This is a genomic window from Rubrivirga aquatilis (assembly GCF_046845665.1).
Lineage (GTDB): Bacteria > Bacteroidota > Rhodothermia > Rhodothermales > Rubricoccaceae > Rubrivirga.
This window is the reverse complement of the sequence record NZ_CP177355.1, coordinates 1355146-1376053: the sequence shown is the minus strand read 5'-3', so window position 1 is coordinate 1376053 and position 20908 is coordinate 1355146. Positions and strand designations below refer to the sequence as shown.

General features: G+C 72.2%; 21 protein-coding genes and 1 tRNA gene. 15 read left to right on the top strand and 7 right to left on the bottom strand.

Features of this window, described 5'->3' with window-relative positions; translation table 11 throughout:
• The first annotated feature begins 32 nt into the window (after positions 1 to 32).
• From ACLII4_RS05990 to ACLII4_RS05980, 3 genes are read left to right on the top strand one after another with little or no spacing between them, the layout of a single operon-like run.
• Positions 33 to 350 carry a hypothetical protein gene (locus ACLII4_RS05990; RefSeq protein WP_412069989.1) on the top strand — a complete coding sequence of 106 codons (318 nt, stop codon included), beginning with the start codon at positions 33 to 35 and terminating at the stop codon, positions 348 to 350.
• 43 nt (positions 351 to 393) lie between these two features.
• Positions 394 to 714, top strand: coding sequence for a hypothetical protein (locus ACLII4_RS05985; RefSeq protein WP_412069988.1), 321 nt, complete (start codon positions 394 to 396; stop codon positions 712 to 714).
• Between the two features lies 1 nt (position 715).
• Positions 716 to 1171, top strand: a complete 456-nt coding sequence (locus ACLII4_RS05980) for a hypothetical protein (protein WP_412069987.1) — start codon at positions 716 to 718, stop codon at positions 1169 to 1171.
• A gap of 1 nt (position 1172) precedes the next feature.
• Here the strand turns inward: ACLII4_RS05980 and ACLII4_RS05975 are convergent, their stop codons facing one another.
• A complete protein-coding gene (locus tag ACLII4_RS05975; protein WP_412069986.1) occupies positions 1173 to 2300 on the bottom strand; it encodes a saccharopine dehydrogenase family protein in 1128 nt (375 codons plus the stop codon).
• Positions 2301 to 2479: 179 nt separating this feature from the next.
• On the opposite strand from ACLII4_RS05975, the gene recO reads away from it, so the two are divergent.
• The 3 genes from recO (at position 2480) to ACLII4_RS05960 (ending at position 4698) form a co-directional block, all read left to right on the top strand.
• Positions 2480 to 3286 carry a DNA repair protein RecO gene (gene recO / locus ACLII4_RS05970; RefSeq protein ID WP_412069985.1) on the top strand — a complete coding sequence of 269 codons (807 nt, stop codon included), beginning with the start codon at positions 2480 to 2482 and terminating at the stop codon, positions 3284 to 3286.
• 172 nt (positions 3287 to 3458) lie between these two features.
• Positions 3459 to 4049, top strand: a complete 591-nt coding sequence (locus tag ACLII4_RS05965) for a LexA family protein (RefSeq protein WP_412069984.1) — start codon at positions 3459 to 3461, stop codon at positions 4047 to 4049.
• A gap of 76 nt (positions 4050 to 4125) precedes the next feature.
• On the top strand, positions 4126 to 4698 hold the full coding sequence (locus ACLII4_RS05960) for a hypothetical protein (RefSeq protein WP_412069983.1): 573 nt from the start codon (positions 4126 to 4128) through the stop codon (positions 4696 to 4698).
• Here ACLII4_RS05960 and ACLII4_RS05955 read toward each other — a convergent pair.
• Positions 4655 to 4849: a DUF2256 domain-containing protein gene (locus ACLII4_RS05955; RefSeq protein WP_412069982.1), complete on the bottom strand. Its 195-nt coding sequence runs from the start codon at positions 4847 to 4849 to the stop codon at positions 4655 to 4657. The genes ACLII4_RS05960 and ACLII4_RS05955 overlap by 44 nt on opposite strands.
• A 128-nt stretch (positions 4850 to 4977) precedes the next feature.
• Between ACLII4_RS05955 and ACLII4_RS05950 the strand changes: the two genes are divergently transcribed.
• From ACLII4_RS05950 to ACLII4_RS05935, 4 genes are read left to right on the top strand one after another with little or no spacing between them, the layout of a single operon-like run.
• A complete protein-coding gene (locus tag ACLII4_RS05950; RefSeq protein ID WP_412069981.1) occupies positions 4978 to 5667 on the top strand; it encodes an alpha/beta hydrolase in 690 nt (229 codons plus the stop codon).
• Positions 5664 to 6629: a tRNA glutamyl-Q(34) synthetase GluQRS gene (gene gluQRS / locus ACLII4_RS05945; RefSeq protein ID WP_412069980.1), complete on the top strand. Its 966-nt coding sequence runs from the start codon at positions 5664 to 5666 to the stop codon at positions 6627 to 6629. Before ACLII4_RS05950 ends, gluQRS begins: the two co-directional genes overlap by 4 nt.
• A gap of 9 nt (positions 6630 to 6638) precedes the next feature.
• Positions 6639 to 6845 (top strand): GDCCVxC domain-containing (seleno)protein, encoded by a 207-nt coding sequence (locus tag ACLII4_RS05940; protein ID WP_412069979.1) that lies wholly within the window; start codon positions 6639 to 6641, stop codon positions 6843 to 6845.
• A complete protein-coding gene (locus ACLII4_RS05935; protein WP_412069978.1) occupies positions 6809 to 7216 on the top strand; it encodes a hypothetical protein in 408 nt (135 codons plus the stop codon). The genes ACLII4_RS05940 and ACLII4_RS05935 overlap by 37 nt, the downstream gene beginning before the upstream one ends.
• A gap of 117 nt (positions 7217 to 7333) precedes the next feature.
• Here ACLII4_RS05935 and ACLII4_RS05930 read toward each other — a convergent pair whose 3' ends face one another.
• Positions 7334 to 8452: a hypothetical protein gene (locus tag ACLII4_RS05930; protein ID WP_412069977.1), complete on the bottom strand. Its 1119-nt coding sequence runs from the start codon at positions 8450 to 8452 to the stop codon at positions 7334 to 7336.
• A 176-nt stretch (positions 8453 to 8628) separates the two neighbouring features.
• Between ACLII4_RS05930 and ACLII4_RS05925 the strand changes: the two genes are divergently transcribed.
• Together ACLII4_RS05925 and ACLII4_RS05920 are read left to right on the top strand one after the other, a co-directional pair.
• Positions 8629 to 9930, top strand: coding sequence for a putative DNA modification/repair radical SAM protein (locus ACLII4_RS05925; RefSeq protein WP_412069976.1), 1302 nt, complete (start codon positions 8629 to 8631; stop codon positions 9928 to 9930).
• Positions 9927 to 10808, top strand: coding sequence for a TIGR03915 family putative DNA repair protein (locus tag ACLII4_RS05920; RefSeq protein ID WP_412069975.1), 882 nt, complete (start codon positions 9927 to 9929; stop codon positions 10806 to 10808). The genes ACLII4_RS05925 and ACLII4_RS05920 overlap by 4 nt, the downstream gene beginning before the upstream one ends.
• Here ACLII4_RS05920 and ACLII4_RS05915 read toward each other — a convergent pair.
• The 3 genes from ACLII4_RS05915 to acnA all read right to left on the bottom strand — a co-directional run bounded on the left by ACLII4_RS05915 (position 10805) and on the right by acnA (position 15328).
• Positions 10805 to 11854, bottom strand: coding sequence for an AI-2E family transporter (locus ACLII4_RS05915; RefSeq protein WP_412069974.1), 1050 nt, complete (start codon positions 11852 to 11854; stop codon positions 10805 to 10807). The two genes, ACLII4_RS05920 and ACLII4_RS05915, sit on opposite strands and share 4 nt — an antisense overlap.
• Before the next feature lie 30 nt (positions 11855 to 11884).
• Entirely contained in the window at positions 11885 to 12412 is a 528-nt protein-coding gene (locus ACLII4_RS05910) for a GNAT family N-acetyltransferase (protein ID WP_412069973.1), read from the bottom strand.
• A gap of 198 nt (positions 12413 to 12610) precedes the next feature.
• Entirely contained in the window at positions 12611 to 15328 is a 2718-nt protein-coding gene (gene acnA, locus ACLII4_RS05905; RefSeq protein WP_412069972.1) for an aconitate hydratase AcnA, read from the bottom strand.
• 218 nt (positions 15329 to 15546) lie between these two features.
• Here acnA and ACLII4_RS05900 point away from each other — a divergent pair.
• The 3 genes from ACLII4_RS05900 to ACLII4_RS05890 all read left to right on the top strand — a co-directional run bounded on the left by ACLII4_RS05900 (position 15547) and on the right by ACLII4_RS05890 (position 19022).
• Positions 15547 to 15619 (top strand) — tRNA-Ala (locus ACLII4_RS05900).
• Positions 15620 to 15832: 213 nt separating this feature from the next.
• The gene (locus ACLII4_RS05895; protein ID WP_412069971.1) at positions 15833 to 17953 is read left to right on the top strand and encodes a hybrid sensor histidine kinase/response regulator; all 2121 of its coding nucleotides are present in this window, start codon (positions 15833 to 15835) and stop codon (positions 17951 to 17953) included.
• Between the two features lie 46 nt (positions 17954 to 17999).
• Positions 18000 to 19022 (top strand): methyltransferase domain-containing protein, encoded by a 1023-nt coding sequence (locus ACLII4_RS05890; RefSeq protein WP_412069970.1) that lies wholly within the window; start codon positions 18000 to 18002, stop codon positions 19020 to 19022.
• A 24-nt stretch (positions 19023 to 19046) separates the two neighbouring features.
• Here ACLII4_RS05890 and ACLII4_RS05885 read toward each other — a convergent pair whose 3' ends face one another.
• Positions 19047 to 20786 carry an amidohydrolase gene (locus ACLII4_RS05885; protein ID WP_412069969.1) on the bottom strand — a complete coding sequence of 580 codons (1740 nt, stop codon included), beginning with the start codon at positions 20784 to 20786 and terminating at the stop codon, positions 19047 to 19049.
• Positions 20787 to 20908 lie beyond the last annotated feature (122 nt).

The following is a 20908-nucleotide window of genomic DNA, read 5'->3' as shown; positions in this document are numbered from 1 at the left end:
CCTACCGTCCGGCTGTCCTTCCCCTGCCTGCCATGCGTCGCGTCGCCCTGTTCACCCTTCTCTTCGCCCTCGCCGCCTGCGACTCGACCGTGGCCCCGCCCGATGCCGCCGTCCTGATCTCGGGCGACGCGGAGACGACGCTCGACGCGTCGGTCACCTACGTCGAGATCGAGGGCGGCGCCTGGGTGCTCCGCGACGCCACCGGCCAGCTCTACGAGCCGACCAACCTGCCCGCCGACTACCGCGTCGAGGGGCTGGCGGTCCGCGCCGAGGTCGACGTGCTGGAGGGCTACGCGAGCGTCTTGCAGGTCGGGCCCATCGTCCAGATCCGGCGCATCGCGCCGCGCTAGCGTGTGCCTCTCCTCGCCTGCGCTGTCCCCCACCCCACCCGCAATGCCCCGCCTTGGCCTCCTCGCCGTCCTCCTCCTCCTCGCCGCGTGCGACTCGACCGTCGGCCCGCCTGAGGCCGTTGAACTCGTCGCTGGTGACGCCGACGCGACGATCATCGGGACGATGGAACTCATCGAGACCGAAGAGCCCGGCTGGGTGATTTTGGAGGGGGATGGCCGTCTCTACGGGCCGACCAACCTGCCGCGCGAGTACAAGGTCTCCGGCCTGGCCGTCCGCGCCGAGGTCGACCTGCTCGAAGAACAACTGGGGGGGAGCGTTCCATTCGGGGCTCCCGTCCGGATCCGGCGGATCGCGCCGCGCTAGCGTGCGCCAACTCGCCCTGGGCCCAGCCCTCCTGCTGGGGGGCTGCGTCGGGCTGTCGCCGCTGGCGGCCGACCCGATCACGTCCATCAATGGGCTCGCGGACACGCGGGACGCCGTCGTCCGGCTCGTCGGCGGCGAGGCCTATCCGGCACGCGCGCTCGTCGTCGCGCCCGACTCGGCGTCGTGGCTCGACCCCGCCGGCGTGCTGCTGGCGGTCGCGACGTCCGACATCGAGACCGTCACCTTCCCCGGGCCCGCCAGCGACCTCGACGCGTGGGCCACGCTGGGCGGCGCGGCCGTGGGGATCGGGCTGAGCGTCGCCACAATCGGCGACCAAGACCAGGTGCAGGGGCTCGTGCTGACGCTGGGCGCCGGTCTGGTCGGCGCCTTCGTGGGGACGGTCGCCCGCGACCGCCGCTCGCGCGAGATCACGATCCGGCTGGCGCCCGCCCGCTGAGCTACGCCGCCCGCCAGCGCTCCTGCACCACGATCCCGCGCTCGGCCAAGCGCTCCAAGAGCGGCCCCGCCGGCAGCGCGCTGTGCGCCGAGTCCGACCCTCCGCCGGGGATGACCCGGTCCGCCAGCAGGATCGCCGCGGCCGCCGCCGGGAAGCCCGTGCACCGCTGCATGGCCGAGAGCCCCCCCGCCGCGTCGCAGCGGTCGACCATCTCGTAGACCAGCGTACCGGCCTCCTCGTCGCGCTCGCCGTCCACCTCGATCCGCAAGAGGACGGCGTCCTCGTAGGCCCCGCCGAGCCGCTGGCGCAGGCGCCGCACGAGCACGTCGCGGTAGGTGAGGTGCGTGCGGACGTCGAGCGAGGTCCGTTCGCCGAGGCCGAGGTCGAGCACGAACTGCATCCGCTCGGCGTGGCCCGGGTAGCGGAGCGTCTTGACGTCGAGCGCGTCGACGGTCCCCTCCAGCGCCTCGACGAGCGCGCCCAGCCCGGCCGAGGTGTAGAAGGCCTCCATCTCCCCGAACCCCTCCACCTCGATGGTTTCGAGGCCGGTCAGCGGCTTGCGCGTTTCGAGGTGGCCGCCGCGCAGGACGGGCGCGGGCTCGGTGTAGTCGTCGATGAGCCGCTCGGCCGAGTGCGCGAGCCGATGGCGGAACGGCTCGGGCGGGGTGATCGGCACGTCGCCGACCCGGATGCGAATGGCCGTGGCGCGGTCCATCGCTCCCACCCCGCGCATGGTCAGCACGCCGACGAGCCCGGGCGCCAGCCCGGCACCGGTCACCACCCAGCGTTGGCGGCGCTCGGCGTGCTCGGCCAGCCCCGGCAGCGGCCCGCCCAAGTCCACGAAGTGGGCCCCGAGGTCGAGCGCCAGCCGCGCCATCCGCTCGCTGTGCTCAGGACCGATGCACGACACCACGACGGCGCTCCCGGACAGGATCGGCTCCAGCGCCGACGTGTCGCGGGCGTCGCCCTCGTAGGTCCGCAGGCGCGGCGCGGCGTGGGCCGCCCGAAAGGCGCGCAGCGTCGCCGGCTGCGCCTCGCACACCTGGACGCGCGCGACGGCCTCGTCGCGGGCGAGGTCGACGGCGACGGCCGTGCCGATGGCGCCGGCTCCGAGAACGGTGATCTTCATGGCGTGTGTGGGGAACGCCGCAAGGTATCAGGCGCCAGCGACGCGCGGGCCCCGAGCCACCCCGAGCCCGCCCCCCGGTGACGCATCGCTGGCGCTGTGGAGCCCGACCTTGCCCCGGCGCGTTCGACCAAGGCGCCTCGCCTCCCGGCCCCGCTCCGACACCGCCCCGGCGGCTCCCCATGATCGTCCGCACCGACGCCATCGTCCTCCACGCCTTCGACTACGGGGAGACCAGCAAGATCGTCCGGCTGCTGACGCGGCCCCACGGCGTGATCGGCGTGATGGCGCGCGGCGCGCGGCGGCCGACCAGCACCTTCGGGTCGACGCTCCAACCGATGTCGTACCTCCAGGCGGTCTACTACCACCGCCCGCAGCGGGGGCTGCAGACGCTCAAGGAGACCGCCCACGTCGTCCGGTTCAAGCAGCTCACGTCGGACATCCACAAGGTGACGCTTGGGCTGCGCGTCGTCGAGGTGACGCGGTCCCTGGTCGAGGAGGGCGAGGCGCACCCGCTCATCTTGGATCACGTCGTCCGCACGCTGGAGCACATCGACGAGGCCGAGGCGAACGCGGCGAACGCCGTGCCGTGGTTCCAGCTGCGGCTGGCGTCGCTGCTCGGCTTCGCGCCGGACATCCAGCGCGACGACGTGCAGGCGCTCGGCGACGACGGGGGCCGGCTGCTGCTGCGGAGCGGCGCCGTCCTGGCGGCGGGCGCCGAGGCCACCGCCTACGGGCTCTCGTCCACGGCCGACGGCGTCGACGCCAGCCGGGCGGCGCTCCGGGCGTTCGCCATCCTGGCCAAGACCGACCTCGCCACGGCCGGCCGGATGCGGCTGGCGCCCGAGGTCCGGGCCGAGGTCGAAGGACTCGTCGACGCCTACGTCCGGGTCCACACCGAGTCCTCGTACCCCGACCGCGTGCGGGGCGTGGCCGACCAGATGGACACTTACCTCGCCCGCTCGCGAGGCGGCGCCGAAGGCATGTGAGGGGCCCCGACGCCCGTTTGAACGAGGGTTCATGGATCAAGGGACGAGGCTCCTCAGGCCTCGATCGCGCCCGGGTCCGTCTAAAGGTCGGGCGTGTGCGCTCGCTACTGTGCGTAGTTGTGTGTGTCCCCCCGCGCCCCGTACCTTCTGGAGCGCCATTCCAGCCCGCCCCATGAGCCGCCGACAGCTCACCCACAAGCAGCACGCATTCCTCAAGTTCCTCCGCGAACACATCGACGACCACAAGGTGTGGCCGACGTATCGGGAGATCGCTGATCATTTCGAGTACCGGTCGCCGAACTCGGTGACGCAGAACCTGCAAGCGCTTTCGCGCAAGGGGTTCCTGCAGCGCGGCCGCAATGGGTACGCGCTCGTCGAGCAGGGCGCGCGCGACGGGTCGGTCCGCCTGCGGGGCGCGCTCCGCAGCGGGCGCATCGAGCCGGGCCCCTCGGACCGCCTCTCGCTGACGTCGCTCTTCCCGGACTTTACCGGCATCCATGCCGTCGAGCTCGCCGAGGACGTGTCGCGCACCTCGGAGCTGGGCCAGGCCCGCTACGTGTTCGTGGGCGACGGCGAGGTACCGATCGGCGAGACGGCCGTCGTAATGGACGGCCACCGGCTGGCTATCGGGCGGATGCGCGACGACGGCTGCATCGACTGCGACTACGAGTTGGAGGCGCCGGAGGTGCTGGGGCGCTACGCCGGTCACGCGGGCCCCTACGGACTGGTCCGGGCTCAGGCCATGCTGGCCGCCGAGGCGTAAATCGCGACGGACGGCGCCGACGCTTTAAGGCGGTGGCAACCTGCCCGATACCGGCGCGGACCCCCCTCCGATGCCCATGTCGCGCTTTCTCGCTGCCCTCGTCTTCGCCGCCTTCGCCCTCTCTGCCTGCGACGCGGGCGGGTCCGAACTCGGCGCCACCACCGGCATGTGGGCCGGGACGGTCACCTTCGAGGTGGACACCCTGATGCAGGAGCAGAACTTCCGCGTTATCGGCACCTACGAGACGCGCTACGAGTTCGACCTAGTGGAAGACGAGGACGGGCTCGTGCTGGGCTACGTCAACATCTACAACGATGGCTCGTTGCTCGTCCGCGAGCCCCGCGACATCAACGGCAGCCAAACGGTCCTCGAACGGCAGATCATGTGGGACGACGAGCTCGTTCAGTCGTGGCCGGTGTACGGCACGTATGGCCGTCCGACGCTGGAGGTGGACCTTCCCGAGGCCGAGGCCGCCGGCGTCTTCCCCCCGGACATCTGGACGTTTACGGTGACCGGCAACCGCGCCCGCTTGACCGAGACGCGCATCCTGCACGGGTACTCGTTCGAGGTCTTCGAAAACAACGACGCGCCGTACACCATCACGCTCAGCCCGTCGAACGAGGACGAGTTCCGGATGGAGCGCCAGTAGCGTCCCCGCTCGCGCGGCCTTTCGCGCGACGGCACCGCTCCGAGCAGTACACGACGGCGTCCCAGTCGCGCGCCCACTTCTTGCGCCACGCGAACGGGCGCCCGCAGACGGGGCATGTCTTGGTGGGGAGGTGAGGCTTGCGGTGGGCCACGGTGAGAACGGGGAACAGGGAACAGGGAACAGGGAACAGGGAACAGGAAGATGCGGGGAGCCGAGAGGGGCGCCGGTACCTTTCGCCGGTCCGGGAGCCTCGCTCCTCGCTGCACCTGCGCCCACCCTGTGACCGTCCGCCACATCGCCGCCGTCAAGACCGCCCGGTACGCCGTGCTCGGGCCGGAGGTGGGGCCCGTCTCGGAAGTCTGGCTGGCGTGCCACGGCTACGGCCAGCTGGCGCCGTACGTCGCCCGCCACTTCCGCGCCGTCGAGCGGCCGGGGCGGCTCGTCGTCGTGCCCGAGGCGCTGAGCCGGTTCTACCTCGACGCGCCGGGCCGGAGGGAGCCGCGCTCGCGCGAGCGCCGCGTCGGGGCGAGCTGGATGACGCGCGAGGACCGCGAGCACGACATCGCGGACGTGGTCCGCTACCTCGACGACGTGTTCGTGGCCGCCTGCACCCGTGCCGACGCCGACCCGCTCGCGGTGCCGCTCGTCGGGTTCGGGTTCAGCCAGGGGACCGCCAGCATCGCCCGCTGGCTGGCGCGGAGCCCGCTCGTCGCGCGGCGCGAGCGTCGCGCCCGTCGGCTGGTGCTCTGGGGCGGCGGACTCCCCCCTGACCTCGACCTCGCGGCGAATGCCGGATGGCTCGCGGACGCCGGCGTGACGCTCGTCGCCGGCGACCGCGACGGGTTCGCGACGCCCGCACGGGTGATAGAGCAGGAGGCCCGCTTGCGCGACGCTGACATTCCGTTCGAGTCCATCGCCTTCGCGGGCGAGCACCGGCTCAATGACCGCGTGCTGCGCGAGCTGGCGTGAGCGGGGTCGTCGGCCGCTTTGCGCCGAGCCCGACCGGCGACCTCCACCTCGGCAGCGCGCTCGCGGCGCTCGCGGCGTACGCCAGCGCCCGCTCCGCCGGGGGCCGCTTCGTGTACCGCGTCGAGGACCTCGACGGGCCCCGTGCCGTGCCGGGCTCGGCCAAACACCAGCTCGAGGATGCGCGCTGGCTGGGGCTCGACTGGGACGAGGGGCCCGACGTCGGCGGACCGACGGGCCCGTACCGCCAGTCCGAGCGGTTCGACCGCTACGAGGCGGCGCTGCACGCGCTGGCCGAGGCGGGGCACCTCTTCCCCTGCCGCGTCTCACGGCGCGACTTGCGCGAGCTCGCGAGCGCCCCGCACGGCGCCCCGGGCGTCCCCCCCTACCCCGCCGCGCTCCGCCCGGCCGCGCTCGCGTCCGGCTGGTTCGACGACGACGCGGCGACCGACGACGCCGCGCTCCGCTTCCGCGTCGAGCCGGGCACCGTCTCGTTCACCGACCGCATCGTGGGGCCCGTGTCCGAGGATGTGTCGGCGTCGGTCGGCGACTTCGTGCTGCGACGCCGCGACGGCGTCTACGCGTACCAGCTGGCGGTCGTCGTCGACGATCTCGCCCAGGGCATTACCGAGGTGGTGCGAGGGCAGGACCTCCTGGATTCGACAGCCCGACAGATCCGACTCCTCGAGGCGCTCGGCGGCACGGTCCCGACCTATGCCCACGTCCCGCTGTTGGTGGACGCCGGGGGCGACAAGCTGTCGAAGCGGACCGACGCGACCTCGATCCGCGAGCTTCGGGAGAAAGGGGTGACGGCTGAGGCGCTCGTCGGGTGGCTGGCGCAAGCGCTCGGGCAGGGCGACGGGTCCCCCCGGACACCAGCGGAGATCGCCGCCGCGTTCGATGTGTCGCGCATCAGCACGGCGCCGATCCCGGTGCCCGACGACCTCGCCGACGCGCTCCGCTAGCTTGCTGCCATGACCGAGACCCTCACCGCGACGATCACCTGTCCCGAGTGCGGCACGCCGACGGAGGCCGAGATGCCGACCGACGCGTGCGTGTTCTTCTGGGACTGCCCCGCCTGCGCCGCGGTCATCCGCCCCAAGGCGGGCGACTGCTGCGTGTTCTGCTCCTACGCCGACCGCCCATGCCCGCCCATCGCTGGATCGTCCTGCTGCTCGTAGCGCTCGCGGCCCCGGCGTCGGCCCAGATGCTGCCGTCGGGGACGTGGACGGGCGAGATGGTGCGCGCCGACGGCGACCGCCAGCCGGTCGAGGCGGCGCTGGAGCGGTGCACGGGCGGGTTCACGCTGGTGATCGACATCGCCGGACGGACTGCCGAGGTGCCCCCAGACGCCCCGGCGACGTGGCGGCGCGGGACGCTCGCGTTCGAGACCGGGCGCGTACGACTGCCGGGTGGGGTGTGGCCGCGCCCGCTGGCGTGCGTGCTGACAGCCGACGACGACGGCGCGCTCGCGGGGACGTGCCAGTGGGGTGGCGAGCGGGTTCGGTTGCGGCTGGCGCCCCCCGCCGACGCCGCCTTCGGGTGCGAATGAGGGCGCTCGGGGCGGGGTGCTGGGCGACGGACGGGGTGCTGCGAGCGCCAGGAACCAAGCATCCGGAATGAGCCAACCGGGGCGACGGTGCCGGCGCCTGGACATGGCACGCCCGGGTCAGGCGGTACTGCGCCATGAGTGGTCGCCGCCGAAGCGTCGCCCGGCGGCGTAAACGAAGAACAGGCGCCGGGCGCGGACCTCGCGGCGTCCGTCGGCGACGGCCCAGCCTGCGTGGGCGGCGTTCGCCAGCAGTGAGCCCCCCGCGAGCGTGACGGCGACGGTCTGCGCCAGCACGTCCGGCGAGGCGAGCGCGACCGACAGCGCGGGGACCGCGAGCGGGACGAACTGGCCCGGGCGCTCGGCATAGCGCGTCACCAGCTCGCGGAGGTAGCCGACGGACGCGACGGCGTCCTCGATCTCGGCAACGGCTGGGGCGACTTGCGTGCGGTAGACACCGGCGGCCTCGACGGTGAAGTCGGGGTCCCAGGCGGCGGCGCCGAGGTCGGCGGAGAAGACGTCGATGGCGGCGCGGAAGCGGGCGAGCGCGGGGTCGAGGTCGGCGCGTACGTCGAGCACCTCGGCGACCGTCGCGCGGTCGAACAGGGGGAGCCGCTGGAGCACATGCGCCGCCAGCCCACCTGCCTGAGCGCGGTGCGTGTGCGGCTCCGAAACGCCGACGCGGCCGGCCTCGACCGCGAGCCGGAGCCCGTCGGCGGTCGGCCCGTCCAAGAGCGGTGTCACCATGCCCCGCTCGACAGCGTCGGCGACGGAGGTGGCGTACGTCTCGGCGGCGGCTTGCGCAAAGTCCGTCGGCCGCGCGATGGCGCCGACGCCGAGTGTTTCGACGGTCAGCCGCCCCGCCGCGACGGCGGGTGCCAGCGCCTCCAGCCCGCTCTCGACGCTTGCATCGGCGAGCGCGCGCCGGTACCGCCGCCACCACCCGTCGACGAGCGGCTGGACCACCTCCGCGTCGACCCGGCCCGCCGCGAGGACGGCCGCCAGCCGGGCGGGCGCGTCGTCGAGGCCGAGGTCGTCGGCCAAGCCCATGAGCACCTCCAAGCGGTCTGCCAGCGCGGTCGGCGCGTGGTCTCGGAGCCGGAGGAGCAGGCTCGCGGCGGGGCTGCACAGCGTCACGCGATCGCCGTAGAGGAGGGCGGCCTTGACGAGCGGGAGGCCGACGCCGAGGTCGGCGGGGAGCGCCGAGCGCGGGGGCCCGACGCCGACGGTGAGGTCCATGACGGGGCGCGTGGTGGGGCCGCAGGGTCGGAAGCGGCGGTGCCACCGGCCGGTCGCAGGACTGGCGCACTACTCCGCCAGCGGCGCTTGCGGCGACGCCCGAGACACACACCTGGCACACCTGTCGTCGACCTTTGGGCTCCGCCCAATTCGGCCCGCCGGGCCCCACCACCGATATGCGCCGACAGGTCATCGAAAAGCTCGAAATCCTGGCCGACGCGGCCAAGTACGACGCCTCGTGCGCGTCGTCGGGCGGCAAGCGCGAGAACTCCAAGACCGGCATCGGCAACAGCACCGGCGCCGGCATCTGCCACTCGTACACCGAGGACGGCCGGTGCGTCTCGTTGCTCAAGGTCCTGTTCTCGAACGTCTGCATCTACGACTGCGCGTACTGCGTGTCGCGGCGATCGAACGAGGAGGTCGAGCGCGTGGCGTTCACCGTCAAGGAGGTCGTCGAGCTGACGATGGGGTTCTACAAGCGGAACTACATCGAGGGGCTGTTCCTGTCGTCGGGCATCTTCGGCGACGCCGACACGACGACGGAAAAGCTGGTCGCCGTGGCCCGCTCGCTCCGCCACGACCACGCGTTCAACGGCTACATCCACCTCAAGGTGATCCCGGGCGCCAGCCCCGAGCTGCTGACGGAGGCCGGCCGGCTGGCGGACCGCCTCAGCGTCAACGTCGAGATTCCGAGCGAGGCGGGCCTCAAGCAGGTGGCACCCGAGAAGGACTACCACCAGGTGTTCGCGCCGATGGGCCACGTCCGCGACCGGATCGACGCGGCTCGGGAGGAGCGCCAGAAAGACCGCCGCGCGCCCCGGTTCGCCGCCGGCGGCCAGTCGACCCAGCTCGTCATCGGGGCGACGCCCGAGACCGACCGCCAGATCCTGGAGCTCACGGACGGGCTCTACAGCGAGCAGAAGCTCCGGCGCGTCTACTTCTCGGGCTTCGTCCCGCTCGGCGGCGACGACCGCGTGCCGGACCCCGAGTCGTACCGCGCCCCGCTCCACCGCGAGCACCGCCTCTACCAGGCTGACTGGCTGCTCCGCAAGTACGGGTTTGATCTCGACGACGTCGCGCCCCCCGGCTCGGCCAACCTCGACTCCGACATCGACCCGAAGACGGCGTACGCCTTGCGCTACCCCTCGCTCTTCCCGGTCGACGTCAACAAGGCGCCGGTCGAGTGGCTCCAGCGCGTGCCGGGGCTCGGATTAAGGAGCGCGCGGCGGATCGTTGCCGCCCGGCGCCGCGGGACCGTCCGCTGGGACGACTTGCGCGCGATGGGCGTCGTCTTGAAGCGTGCCCAGCACTTTTTGACGACGCCCGACCACCGGCCCCAGCTTATCGGGCAGGACCCGGGCGCGGTCCGTCGGCGAATCGTCGGCGGCAAGGCCGGGGCGCCGCAGCTGTCTTTGTTTGCGCCGACGCCGGTTGTCCTCACGGCACGCTCCGCCGCGCCGGTCGCGATTGCCGCGTGAGTCGGTCGCCCGCCCTGCCCGTCGACCCGCACCTCGCCGTCGAGACCGACGGGACGTTCGCCGGTCTGCTCTGCGCATATGCCGCGACGTACCGCCGGGGCTCCCTGCCTGCCTCCGTCGGGCTGATCGGCGCGCCGGCCGACGGCGCCCTGTTCGGCGCGCCCGTCCGCGTCGAGACCGATGCGGCCATCGCCGACCGCGTCGAGCGGGGGCTGGACCGGCTCGTGCCCGGGCTCGTCGGGCGGCTCCGGCGCGCTGTGCTCAGCGAGCGGCCCGGCATAGAGGTCGCCGCGGTCCGGCTGGCGGACGCGGTCCGGGCCGAGGGCGCGGCGGTCGCCGAGGACTGGACGTTCGGGCCGGCGCGCGAGGTCGGGCGGTGGTCCGGGCGCGTCGGGCGCGAGGCGCACCGGATGGAGGCGTTCGTCCGGTTCGAGAAGCACGTCGCGGACGGCGTCGAGACGTGGACGGCGACGGCGCGGCCCGAGTACCACGTCCTGCCGATCCTCCACCCCCACTTCGAGGCGCGGTACCCGACGCTGGCGTGGCGGATCGTCGACGCGCGGCGCGGGCTCGCGCTCGTCCACACGCCCGAGCCGGACCGCGCGCCCGGCGCCCTGGCCAGCCGCATCGTCCCGGCCGTCACGCTGGGGCTGGCGGACGCGGCGCCCGACGAGGCGGCGTACCAGACGATGTGGAAGGCGTACTTCCAGGCCGTCACCATCCCGGAGCGGCGGAACCTGAAGCTCCACCTCCGGCACGTCCCGAAGCGGTACTGGCCGTACCTCACCGAGAAGCAGACGCTGGCGCCGCTGGCCGCGCCGGTCGCCCCCACTCGGGCGCCGCGTGCGGCCGTGCCCGCCTCGGGGCCGCAGGGTTAGCCCGCCAGCTCGGCGTCCGGGTCGGCCACCTCGCCGGCCACGAACGGGCCGATGTAGAGCTGTTGGAGGAGCACGCGGCCGACGCCCAGGATCGGGACCACGAGCAGGATGCCCAGAAAGCCGGTCAGCGCGCCGAGCACGATCTGGCCCGCGACCACGAAGGCCGGCGCGACGCGGACCATCGCGCCCTGCACCTTGGGCGTGATGATGCTCCCCTCAATCTGCTGGGCGACCACGGCGAGCGCGAGCGTCCACAGCCCGGTCGTGGTGCCGGACGCGAAGCCGACGACGACGGCCGGGGCCCACCCGATAAACGGGCCGAACGTCGGGATCACGGTGAGAGCCGCGGCGAACGCCGCCAGCGCCAACGCCCCGGGCACGCCGATCAGGGTCAGCCCGGCCAGCGCCATCCCGCCGAGCACCACGACGGCCACCCCGACGCCCTTGAGCCACGCCAACAGCACCGCGCCCATCTCGCCCAGCATGTGGCGCACGAACGGCTGGTGCTCCCGGTCGAACAAGCGGACGACGGCGCTCGTGTACTGGCTCGGGGCGGCGGCCGTGTAGACGGCCACCACGAGCACGACGAGCAGCCCCGAGAGCACGCCCGCGGCGGTCGAGAACCAGCCGAACAGCTGGCCGCCGATGGATCCGACGGCGGCGGGCACGGTGAGCACGCCCTCGGGCAGGTTCAGCCGCTCCCGCGCGGTCTCCAAAAGCTCCGGCGCCTGCGCCCACAGCTCCGACGCCTCGGTGACGAACCGGGGCCCCGCCAGCGCGCCCGTCGCACCGGCCACCCCGACGACGGCGACCACGACGACGGCCAGCGTCGCGCCCCGGGGCACGCCGGTGCGCCGGGTCAGCCACCGGCTCGCGCCGTAGAACAGGACGCCGAGCGACACCCCCAGAAAGACCAGCAGCACGGCGTGCCGGGTCGTCCACAGGACGAACATCCCGACGATGGCGAGGACGGCGAGCGACGCTACGTAGCGCGCGCGCTGCCGGAACGCCTCCGGCGTGTCGATCGGGGTGTCTTGGTCGGTCATGCCGGTCCGACGCCGGCTCGTCCCCCTGGTTCAGACCTGACCGGCAGGTGCGGGATCTCCCCAAGACGTCTCGAACTGTGTCAGCGGGGGACCGTCGTCGTCGGGGACCGTCCCTGCCCGGCGCATCCCGGCCTTCGTCAGCACCCGGTGCGACGCGGCGTGGTCGGCGTCGGTGATGGCGACGACGCGGGCGAGGCCGAGGTCGCGGCGGGCGTGCGCGAGCGTGGCCCGGGCCGCCTCGGTCGCGTAGCCCTTCCCCGCGTGTCGGGCGGCGACGGCGTAGCCGAGGTCGGGGGCGTCGAGCGTCGGGCGGCGAAGGATCCCGCAGATGCCGACCGGCTCGCCCCCCTTATGCGACACCAGATAGAGCCCGTGGCCGTGCGCGGCGTAGCTCGCGAGCGGGCCCTCCCGGAGGTAGCGCTCGGCGTCGGCCACGGTCTCCACGTCGCGGCTCCCGATCCACCGCAGCCACCCGGGCTCGGTGACCAGGCCGCGGATGAACGGGGCGTCGGCGACGGTCAGGCGACGGACGACGAGGCGGGCGGTCTCGAAGAGCACGGGGGACGGGGGACGGGGGACGGGGGACGGGGGACGGGGGACGGGGGACGGGAAGATGCGGGCGCCCCGGTGCTGGCGCCGCCCCTCCGACAACCGATCACCGATCCAAAAAAAACCGCCCGCCCCGGCGCGAGGCCGAGGCGGGCGGAGTCGGTGTCGACATGGGGTCCGCGGTCTGCAGTCCGTCGTCCTCCTGCGCTACGCCATCTCCAGCTCGTTGTTGAGGAAGTCGCGGAGCACGTAGTTGAGGATCCCGCCGTGGCGGTAGTACTCGACCTCGACCGGCGTGTTGAGCGCGACGGTCACGTCGAACGAGGCCTCGGTGCCGTCGGCCTTCCTGACCGACACCGCGAGCGTCTCGCCGGGCGTGAGGTCGTCGGACACCGGGATGTCGAACGTCTCCGTGCCGTCGAGGCCATACGTCGCCAGCGACTCGCCGGCCTTGAACAACAGGGGCAGGACGCCCATGCCGACCAAGTTGGACCGGTGGATCCGCTCGAAGCTCTCCGCCACGACGGCCTTGATGCCGAGCAGCAGGGTGCCCTTGGCGGCCCAGTCGCGCGACGAGCCCATGCCGTAGTCCTTGCCCGCGAACACGACGAGCGGCGTCCCCTCCTCGGCGTAGGCCTGCGAGGCGTCGTAGATGTACATCTGCTCGCCGTCCTTCATCGTCCACGCGCCCTCGGTGCCCGGGGCGAGCTGGTTCCGCAGGCGGATGTTGCCGAACGTGCCGCGCGTCATCACGCGGTCGTTGCCGCGGCGCGAGCCGAACGAGTTGAAGTCCTTGGGCTCGACGCCGTGGTCCTGGAGGTACTGCCCGGCGGGCTCGGACTTGGGGATCGCGCCGGCTGGCGAGATGTGGTCCGTCGTGACCGAGTCGCCGACCTTGACGAGCGTCTTGGCGCCCGCGATGGGCTGGATGGCCGGGACCTCCTGGGTGACGTCGTCGAAGAACGGCGGCTCCTGGATGTAGGTCGAGTCGTCCTGCCAGTCGTAGACGGCGCCGTCGCCGGTCTCGATGGCGTTCCAGCGCGGGTTCGAGTCCTCGATCCCGGTGTAGAGCTCCTCGAACTGCTCGCGCGTGACGGCCTGCTGGATGGCGTCCAAGATCTCCTGCTGGGACGGCCAGAGGTCCTTGAGGTAGACGTCGTTGCCGTCGGTGTCCTGCCCGAGCACGTCGTTCTGCAAGTCGATGTCGACCGTGCCGGCGAGCGCGTAGGCGACGACGAGCGGCGGGCTCGCGAGGTAGTTGGCCTTGACGAGCGCGTGGATGCGGCCCTCGAAGTTGCGGTTGCCCGAGAGCACGCCCGACACGATGAGGTCGCCCTCGGTGACGGCCTTGGCGACCGGCGCCGGGAGCGGGCCCGAGTTGCCGATGCACGTCGTGCACCCGTAGCCGACGAGGTTGTAGCCGAGCTGGTCGAGGTACGACTGGAGCCCGGCCTTCTCGAGGTACGCCGTGACGACGCGGCTGCCCGGCGCGAGCGAGGTCTTGACGTACGGCTTGACCGACATCCCCTTCTCGACGGCCTTCTTGGCCAGGAGCCCGGCCGCGAGCATCACGCTCGGGTTCGAGGTGTTGGTGCAGCTCGTGATGGCGGCGATGGCCACGTCGCCGTGCTTCAGGTCGAGCTCGTTGCCCTCGTCATCAGCGTAGCGGCCGGTGTTCGACAAGGCGTCCTCGCTGAGCCCAAAGCCCTGGGGGCTGGCGGGGCGCGTCAGGCTCTCGCGGAACTCGCGCTGGACGTCGCCGAGCACGATCCGGTCCTGGGGCCGCTTCGGGCCCGACATCGAGGGCTGCACGTCGCCGAGGTCGAGCTCGAGGACGGCCTCGAACTCGGGGTCCGGCGTGTCGTCCGTCCGGAAGAGGCCCTGGGCCTTGCAGTACGCCTCGACCAGCTCGACCGTCTCGTTGTCGCGGTTGGTGCGGCGGAGGAAGTCGAGCGTCTCGTCGTCGACGGGGAAGAAGCCCATCGTGGCCCCGTACTCGGGCGCCATGTTGGCGATCGTCGCGCGGTCGGGCAGCGACATCGACGAGAGGCCGGTCCCGAAGAACTCGACGAACTTGCCGACGACGCCGTGCTTGCGCAGGATCTGGGTGACCGTCAGCGTCAAGTCGGTCGCCGTGACGCCCTCGCGGAGCTCCCCAGAGAGGCGGAAGCCGACCACCTTGGGCATCAGCATGTAAATGGGCTGGCCGAGCATGGCCGCCTCGGCCTCGATGCCACCGACGCCCCAGCCGAGCACGCCGAGCCCGTTGATCATCGTCGTATGCGAGTCGGTGCCCACGAGCGTGTCGGGATACGCGACGGGCACGCCGTCATCGCCGGGGCTGGTCCAGACCGTCTTGGCGAGGTACTCGAGGTTGACCTGGTGGCAGATCCCGCGCTCCGGCGGGACGACGCTGAAGTTCTCGAACGACTTGCTCCCCCACCGGAGGAACTCGTAGCGCTCGGCGTTGCGCTGGAACTCGATGTCGGCGTTGATCTGGAACGCCTGCGGGAGCGCGAACGAGTCGACCTGGACGGAGTGGTCGATCACCAAGTCGACGGGCACGCGGGGGTTGATGGCCTCGGGATCGCCGCCGTTGCGAGCCATCGCGGACCGGAGGGCGGCGAGGTCGACGACGGCGGGGACGCCGGTAAAGTCCTGCAGCAGCACGCGAGCGGGCGTGTACGGGATCTCGATCTCGGCGGGCTTGGCGGGGTCGTAGGCCGCCAGGTTGCGCACGTCGTCGTCGGAGACGGGGCCGGGCAGGTCGGCCTGGCGGGCCGCGTTCTCCAAGAGCACCTTGATCGAGAACGGCAGGCGGCCGAGGTCGGCGCCGGTCGCCTCGGCGACGGCGTCGAGGCGGTAGACGGTATAGGAGCCGGCGGAGGTGGTGAGCGTGTCGCGCGCGCGGATGGGGTCGGCCATGGGGTCGGGAGAGTCCGGAGTCGAAAGGGGGGTGCAGACTACACGCGCGACGGGCGCAATGGTGCCGCCTCAGCCCGGTCCCGACTGGATCTCCACTGAGGCGCGGGGCGGGGGCAGCAGAGTGCGTCGTCCTTTACCGATTGTCCCCAGAGCGCCAGTTGCGCCAGGCGGGCGGGTCGGGTATCCTGTTTGTCCCCGGCCGCGGCCGGGGCATGTAAGGGGCCATAGCTCAGTTGGTAGAGCGCTGCAATCGCACTGCAGAGGTCAGGAGTTCGACTCTCCTTGGCTCCACCCTCCCGCCCTGCTGGCCGCCGCCAGCGGGGCGGTTTTGATTGGGCCCGCCTCGGCACCGGAAAAGAGGATCTCCCCCTCCTGGGAGACGGACCGTGCACCCCGGCGAGGCGGGGGGCTTCAGCGCCGGCTCGCCGGTCCCAGCGCCCGGACACCCGCGTGGATTAACCCACTGGCCACCGCTGGCGATACCCCGGAGCCCCACCGTGTGTCATGCTCCGCCCTCGCCCCCCCGCCAGCGCCCCGGCTAGGGTCGCCACCGATGACGTCCACCGCAGCACGTACCGGGTGTTCTGCGTGCTGGCCGGCGTCCTGAGCCCGCTGTTCGGCGTCGTCTACACGGCCGCCTTCCCGGACGCCATCGACCCGCTGTGGGCTCGGTTCGGGCTGTCCGTCGTGGCGCTCCTGCTGCTCTCGTTGTCGTATATGGACGCCCGCGTCGAGCGGCACTTCGTCGCGCTCGTCCGGGCGTACTTCGGGCTCCTGATGCTCTACATCGTGGGGGTCACGACGGCCAATGGGTTCTCCTACCCGTATGCGCTCGGGCTTCTGTTCGCGCTGATGGCGATGGGCGTCGCCTTCACCCTTGGGCTGACCGACCGGATCGCGCCGCTCCTCCACTTCCTCGCCTTCACGCTCGTGGCGACAGTCGTGGGGGGGCTCCTCGCTCCCGATCCGGAGGCACACCTGTGGCTCGTCTGGATCTGCGCGTTCTCGACGGCCCTGGTGATCTACGTCGTGGCCGCGGCCAAGATGCGGGCGGCCGCCTCGACCCGGGCCGTCGAGCACCGGTACCACACCCTGATGAACGCGGCCAGCGACGCGATCTTGATTGCGGACCCCGCCTCGGGCCTGCTCATCGACGGGAACGAGAAGGCCCAGGAGTTTCTGGGCCGGACCCTCGAGGAGATCCGCCGGATGCCGCTCGCCGACCTCTTCCCGGCCGCCGAGCGGGAGCGGGCGCTGGAGGCGTTCGACGCGCACGTCCACGAAGACGCCCCGTTCACGGAAGACGTGTTCCTCGTCGGCGCCGAGCTCGAGGTCGTCCCCGTCGACCTCAGCGCCGGGCTCGTGACGATCGACCACCGGGCCTACATCCAGGCCATCTTCCGCCGCCACCGCTACGAGGAGCAGTTGGTCCAGGCGAAAGAGCGGGCCGAGGACCTGCTCCGGCTCAAGACGTCGCTCCTCAACAACATGAGCCACGAGTTGCGGACGCCGCTCACGGCCATCCTGGGGTTCTCGGAGATCATCGCCGAGGAGGCCTCCGGCGACACCCGCGAGTACGCCGACGTCGTCCGCCGGAGCTCCCAGCGGCTGTTCGACACGGTCACGTCGGTGTTGGGGCTCGCCCAGCTCGAGGGGGGGACGGCAGCGATCGAGCGCCGCGCCGTGCCCGCCGTGTCGTTCGTGCACGAGGCCATCAAGCCGCTCCGGTCGCTGGCGGAGAACCGCGGGCTCACGCTTCGGGTCGAGGCCGACGTCCCGGCCGACCTCGCCATCGAGACCGACTCGGCGTGCCTGGGCCGGGTGTTGACGAACCTGGTCGGGAACGCCATCAAGTTCACCGAGGACGGCGGCGTGACCGTCACGCTTGAAGCCGACGAGCACACCGTGGCCCTCCACGTCGCCGACACGGGGGTCGGGATCTCACCGGAGTTTGTCCCCCGGCTCTTCGAGGAGTTCCAGCAAGAGTCGACCGGGCTCGACCGGACGTTCGAGGGGTCGGGCCTGGGCCTGGCCATCACCAAGCGGCTGCTCGACCAGATCGGAGGGGCCATCTGGCTCGAGAGCGAGAAGGGGCGGGGGACCGTGTTCACCGTCACGCTCCCGAGGACGACGGCGGTCGGTACGGCCTCGATCGCCGGGCACCTCGCTCTCGGCCCTACCGGCCGGCGCGTGCTCTACGTCGAGGACAACGAGATCATGCAGCAGCTCGTGGCCCTCCGGCTCGGCCCGTACTGCGAGGTCGTGCTCGAGAGCGACCCCCAGGCCGCGCTCGCCCGGGCGGCGGCCGAGCCGTTCGATGCCTTCTTCCTCGACATCAACCTGACGGACACCATGGATGGCGTGGCGCTGCTGGCGGCCCTGCGGCGGCTCCCTGGGCACTCCGGCACACCGGCCGTCGCCCTGACGGCGTACGCCTTGCCGGGGTCCGAGGCACGGTTCCGGGGAGCCGGGTTCGACCACTACCTCCCCAAGCCGTTCACGACGCGCCAGCTCCTCGACCTCCTCCCGACGCTCTTCCGCGAGTGCGCCACACCGTGCCCACAAGGCGACGGGGCCTCGACCGAACCAGTGGTACACCAGTCCTATGCAGGCGGCGCCCTATAGGGCATATCCTCACACGCCGATAGCCTGAACGTCCCCCCAAAGCTCCATGTCTCAGCATGTCTCCTCTCCCCTTTCGAGCGCCACGGCTCGGTCGGGCACCGATGGCGGCTCTTGTGCCGACCGGGCCCCGACGGGCCTACGGATCGGCCAGCTGCTCAGCGACGTTGAGCGGCTGGTGGGGGCGGGCGGACCGACACCGGACGAGTACGCCGCGTTCGGGCGGTGGATCGCCCGGGTCGCCGCTGAGACCCGGGCTGGGCGGCTCTCCGAAGGAGAGCTCCGTGCCCTCCGCGCGGCGTTCGGCCGGGCCCTCTCGCTCGAAACGAACCAGGGCCTCAGCCTGCGCAAGCCCCACGGCTACCCCGGCGACTACGAGATCATCGACCGGATGTACCGGGAGCACGTCACGGACGACCCCACCCTCCAAAACTGGGACCGGTACTTCCACGCGCAGGACGGCCCCATCGCCGTCCGCCACCGGAAGGCCTACTTCCTCGACCTCGCCCGCGCCATCGCGCGGGAGACCCCGGCGGACCGGCCAGTCCCGATCCTCGATGTGGCCAGCGGGCCCGCCCGCGACGTCGCCGAGCTCCTCTCCGACGCCCCCGACCCCCGCCTGACCATCGAGTGCGTCGACGCCGACGCCGACGCCATCGCTTACGCGCGGGGCGTCTGCGGGCCGTTCCTCGACCGCGTCACGTTCAAGCACGCCAACGCCCTCCGGTACACCAGCGACCGGCGGTTCCGCCTCGTGTGGTCGGCGGGCCTGTTCGACTACTTCGGCGACAAGGGCTTCCAGTTCCTCTTGGAGCGGCTCCTCGGCCTGCTGACCGACGACGGGGAGCTCGTTATCGGCAACTTCTCCCCGCGCAACCGGTCGCGGGACTACATGGAGGTCGTCGGCGACTGGCCCCTGTTCCACCGGACCGAGGCCGACCTCGTTCGGCTCGCAGTGGCCTGCGGCGTCCCCCCCGACGACATCCGGATCGGGCAGGAACCATGCGGTGTCAACCTGTTCCTCCACGTCAAGCGGGGCGCCCGGTTCGCGGCCATGAACGCGGGCGCCTAGCCCGCGCCCGCCGGAACGGACGGCCTACTCGTCCGCCGCCTCGAACCGGACCGACCCGCCTACGACCGTCATCACGACGGAGCCCGCCAGCAGCGAGTCGGGGGGCGTGTTCAGGGGGTCGAGGTCGAGCACCGTGAGGTCCGCCCACTTGCCGGCCGCCAGCGACCCCGTCTGATCCTCAATCCCCGACGCTCGCGCGGGCCAGGCGGTGTACGCCCGGAGTGCCTCCTCGGCCGTGACCGCCTCGCCCGGGTACCACCCCCCGTCCGGCGAGCCGTCCTTCATCCGCCGGGTGACGGCAGCGTAGAGCCCGTAGAAAATCGACCAGTCGGTCCCGGTAAAGTCCGCGTTGAAGAGAAGCAGCGCACCGCCCCGGCGGAGCGAGCGCCAGGCATAGGCGCCGCGCACACGCTCGGGCCCCAGCCGGTTCTCGGCCCACGGGCTGTCCTCCACGGCGTGCCCCGGTTCCATCGAGACCACCAGGTTCAACGCTCCGAACCGCTCGACATCGTCCGGGTGGACGACCTGGGCGTGCTCGACGCGGTGACGCAGCGCGCGAGCCTCGGGGTGGCGCGAGAACACCGCCTCGTAAAAGTCGAGGACCTCGCGGTTGCCCGCGTCGCCGATGGCGTGGATGCCCGCCTGAAAGCCGGCCGCGATAAACGCCTCGGTGGCCTCGGGGTCGAAGCCGTAGTCGGCGCCCGCGATGCCCCGGTGGCCGGGCTGGTCCGCGTAGTCGTCGAGGAGCTTGGCGCCGCGCGAGCCCAAAGATCCGTCGTAGTACGCCTTGACGGCGCGGATCTGGAGCATCGCCTCCGGATCGGTCGTCGGCCCTCGCTGCGTCCACTCTGCCACATCCGGCGCGCCCGGGACGCCGACCGCCAGCATCGCCTCGACGCGCATCGGCAGCGAATCGGACGCGGCGAGCGCTTGGTAGGCCGGGAGGTAGTCGGTCCGCACGCCCGCGTGGTGGGTGGAGACGTAGCCGGCCCGGAGCAGCTCGTCCATCCCGTGGCGCAGGATCCGTCGCTTGTGCGCGAGCGAGCGGGGCGGCACGGCGTCGTTGAGCAGATCGGTGGCGTTGTTGAGCAGCACGCCGCTCAGCGAGCCGTCGGGGCGCCGCACGAGTGTCCCGCCAACGGGGTCGTCGGTCTCCGGCCCGAGCCCCGCGGCCGCCAGCGCTCGCGCATTCCCGAACGTGCCGAACCCGCGCAAGCCCTTCAGCACGACGGGACGGTCGGGGAACAGCGCGTCCAGAAACGCGCGGTCGGGCAGGGCGTCGGCCCAGTCGCCCTCGTCCCAGCCCGTCCCCAGGATCCACTCGCCTTGCGGCCGATCCGCCGCGGCCAGCCGCTCGGCCATCTCCGCCTCGGTGCGGACGCCGACGAGCGAGATCTCCTCGGCCTTCTCGCCGATCTCGTGCAAGTGCCCGTGGCTCTCGACGAGTCCGGGCACGACGACGGCGCCGTCCAGATCGACTACGCGCGTGTCGGCGCCGCGCATCGCGAGCGCTTGGTCGTCGGCGCCGACGAACACAATGCGGCCGTCCTCGATGACGACGGCAGAGGCATCCGGCGTCCATCGCTCCCCGTCGAAGGGCGCATCCGCAGCCGGGCGCCCTTCGATATCCGGGGCCGCCCACGACAAGGTGTAGACGCGAGCGTCGTGCAGGATGAGGCTGGGGCCGGCCGACGACTTGCAGCCGCCAGCGACGACGAGGCACGCCACGGCGAGCACGGCAATCCGGGAAGCAGAGACCATCATGGGGGAGCGGTGCGGGGGCATCTGAACATCGCACCGCGGACGCCAGCCGGTCGGCGGGGATGGCGGCGGCCTGCTGACGGCGGGATGTGCGGGATTCCCCGGCAGGGCCACGGCTGGCGCCC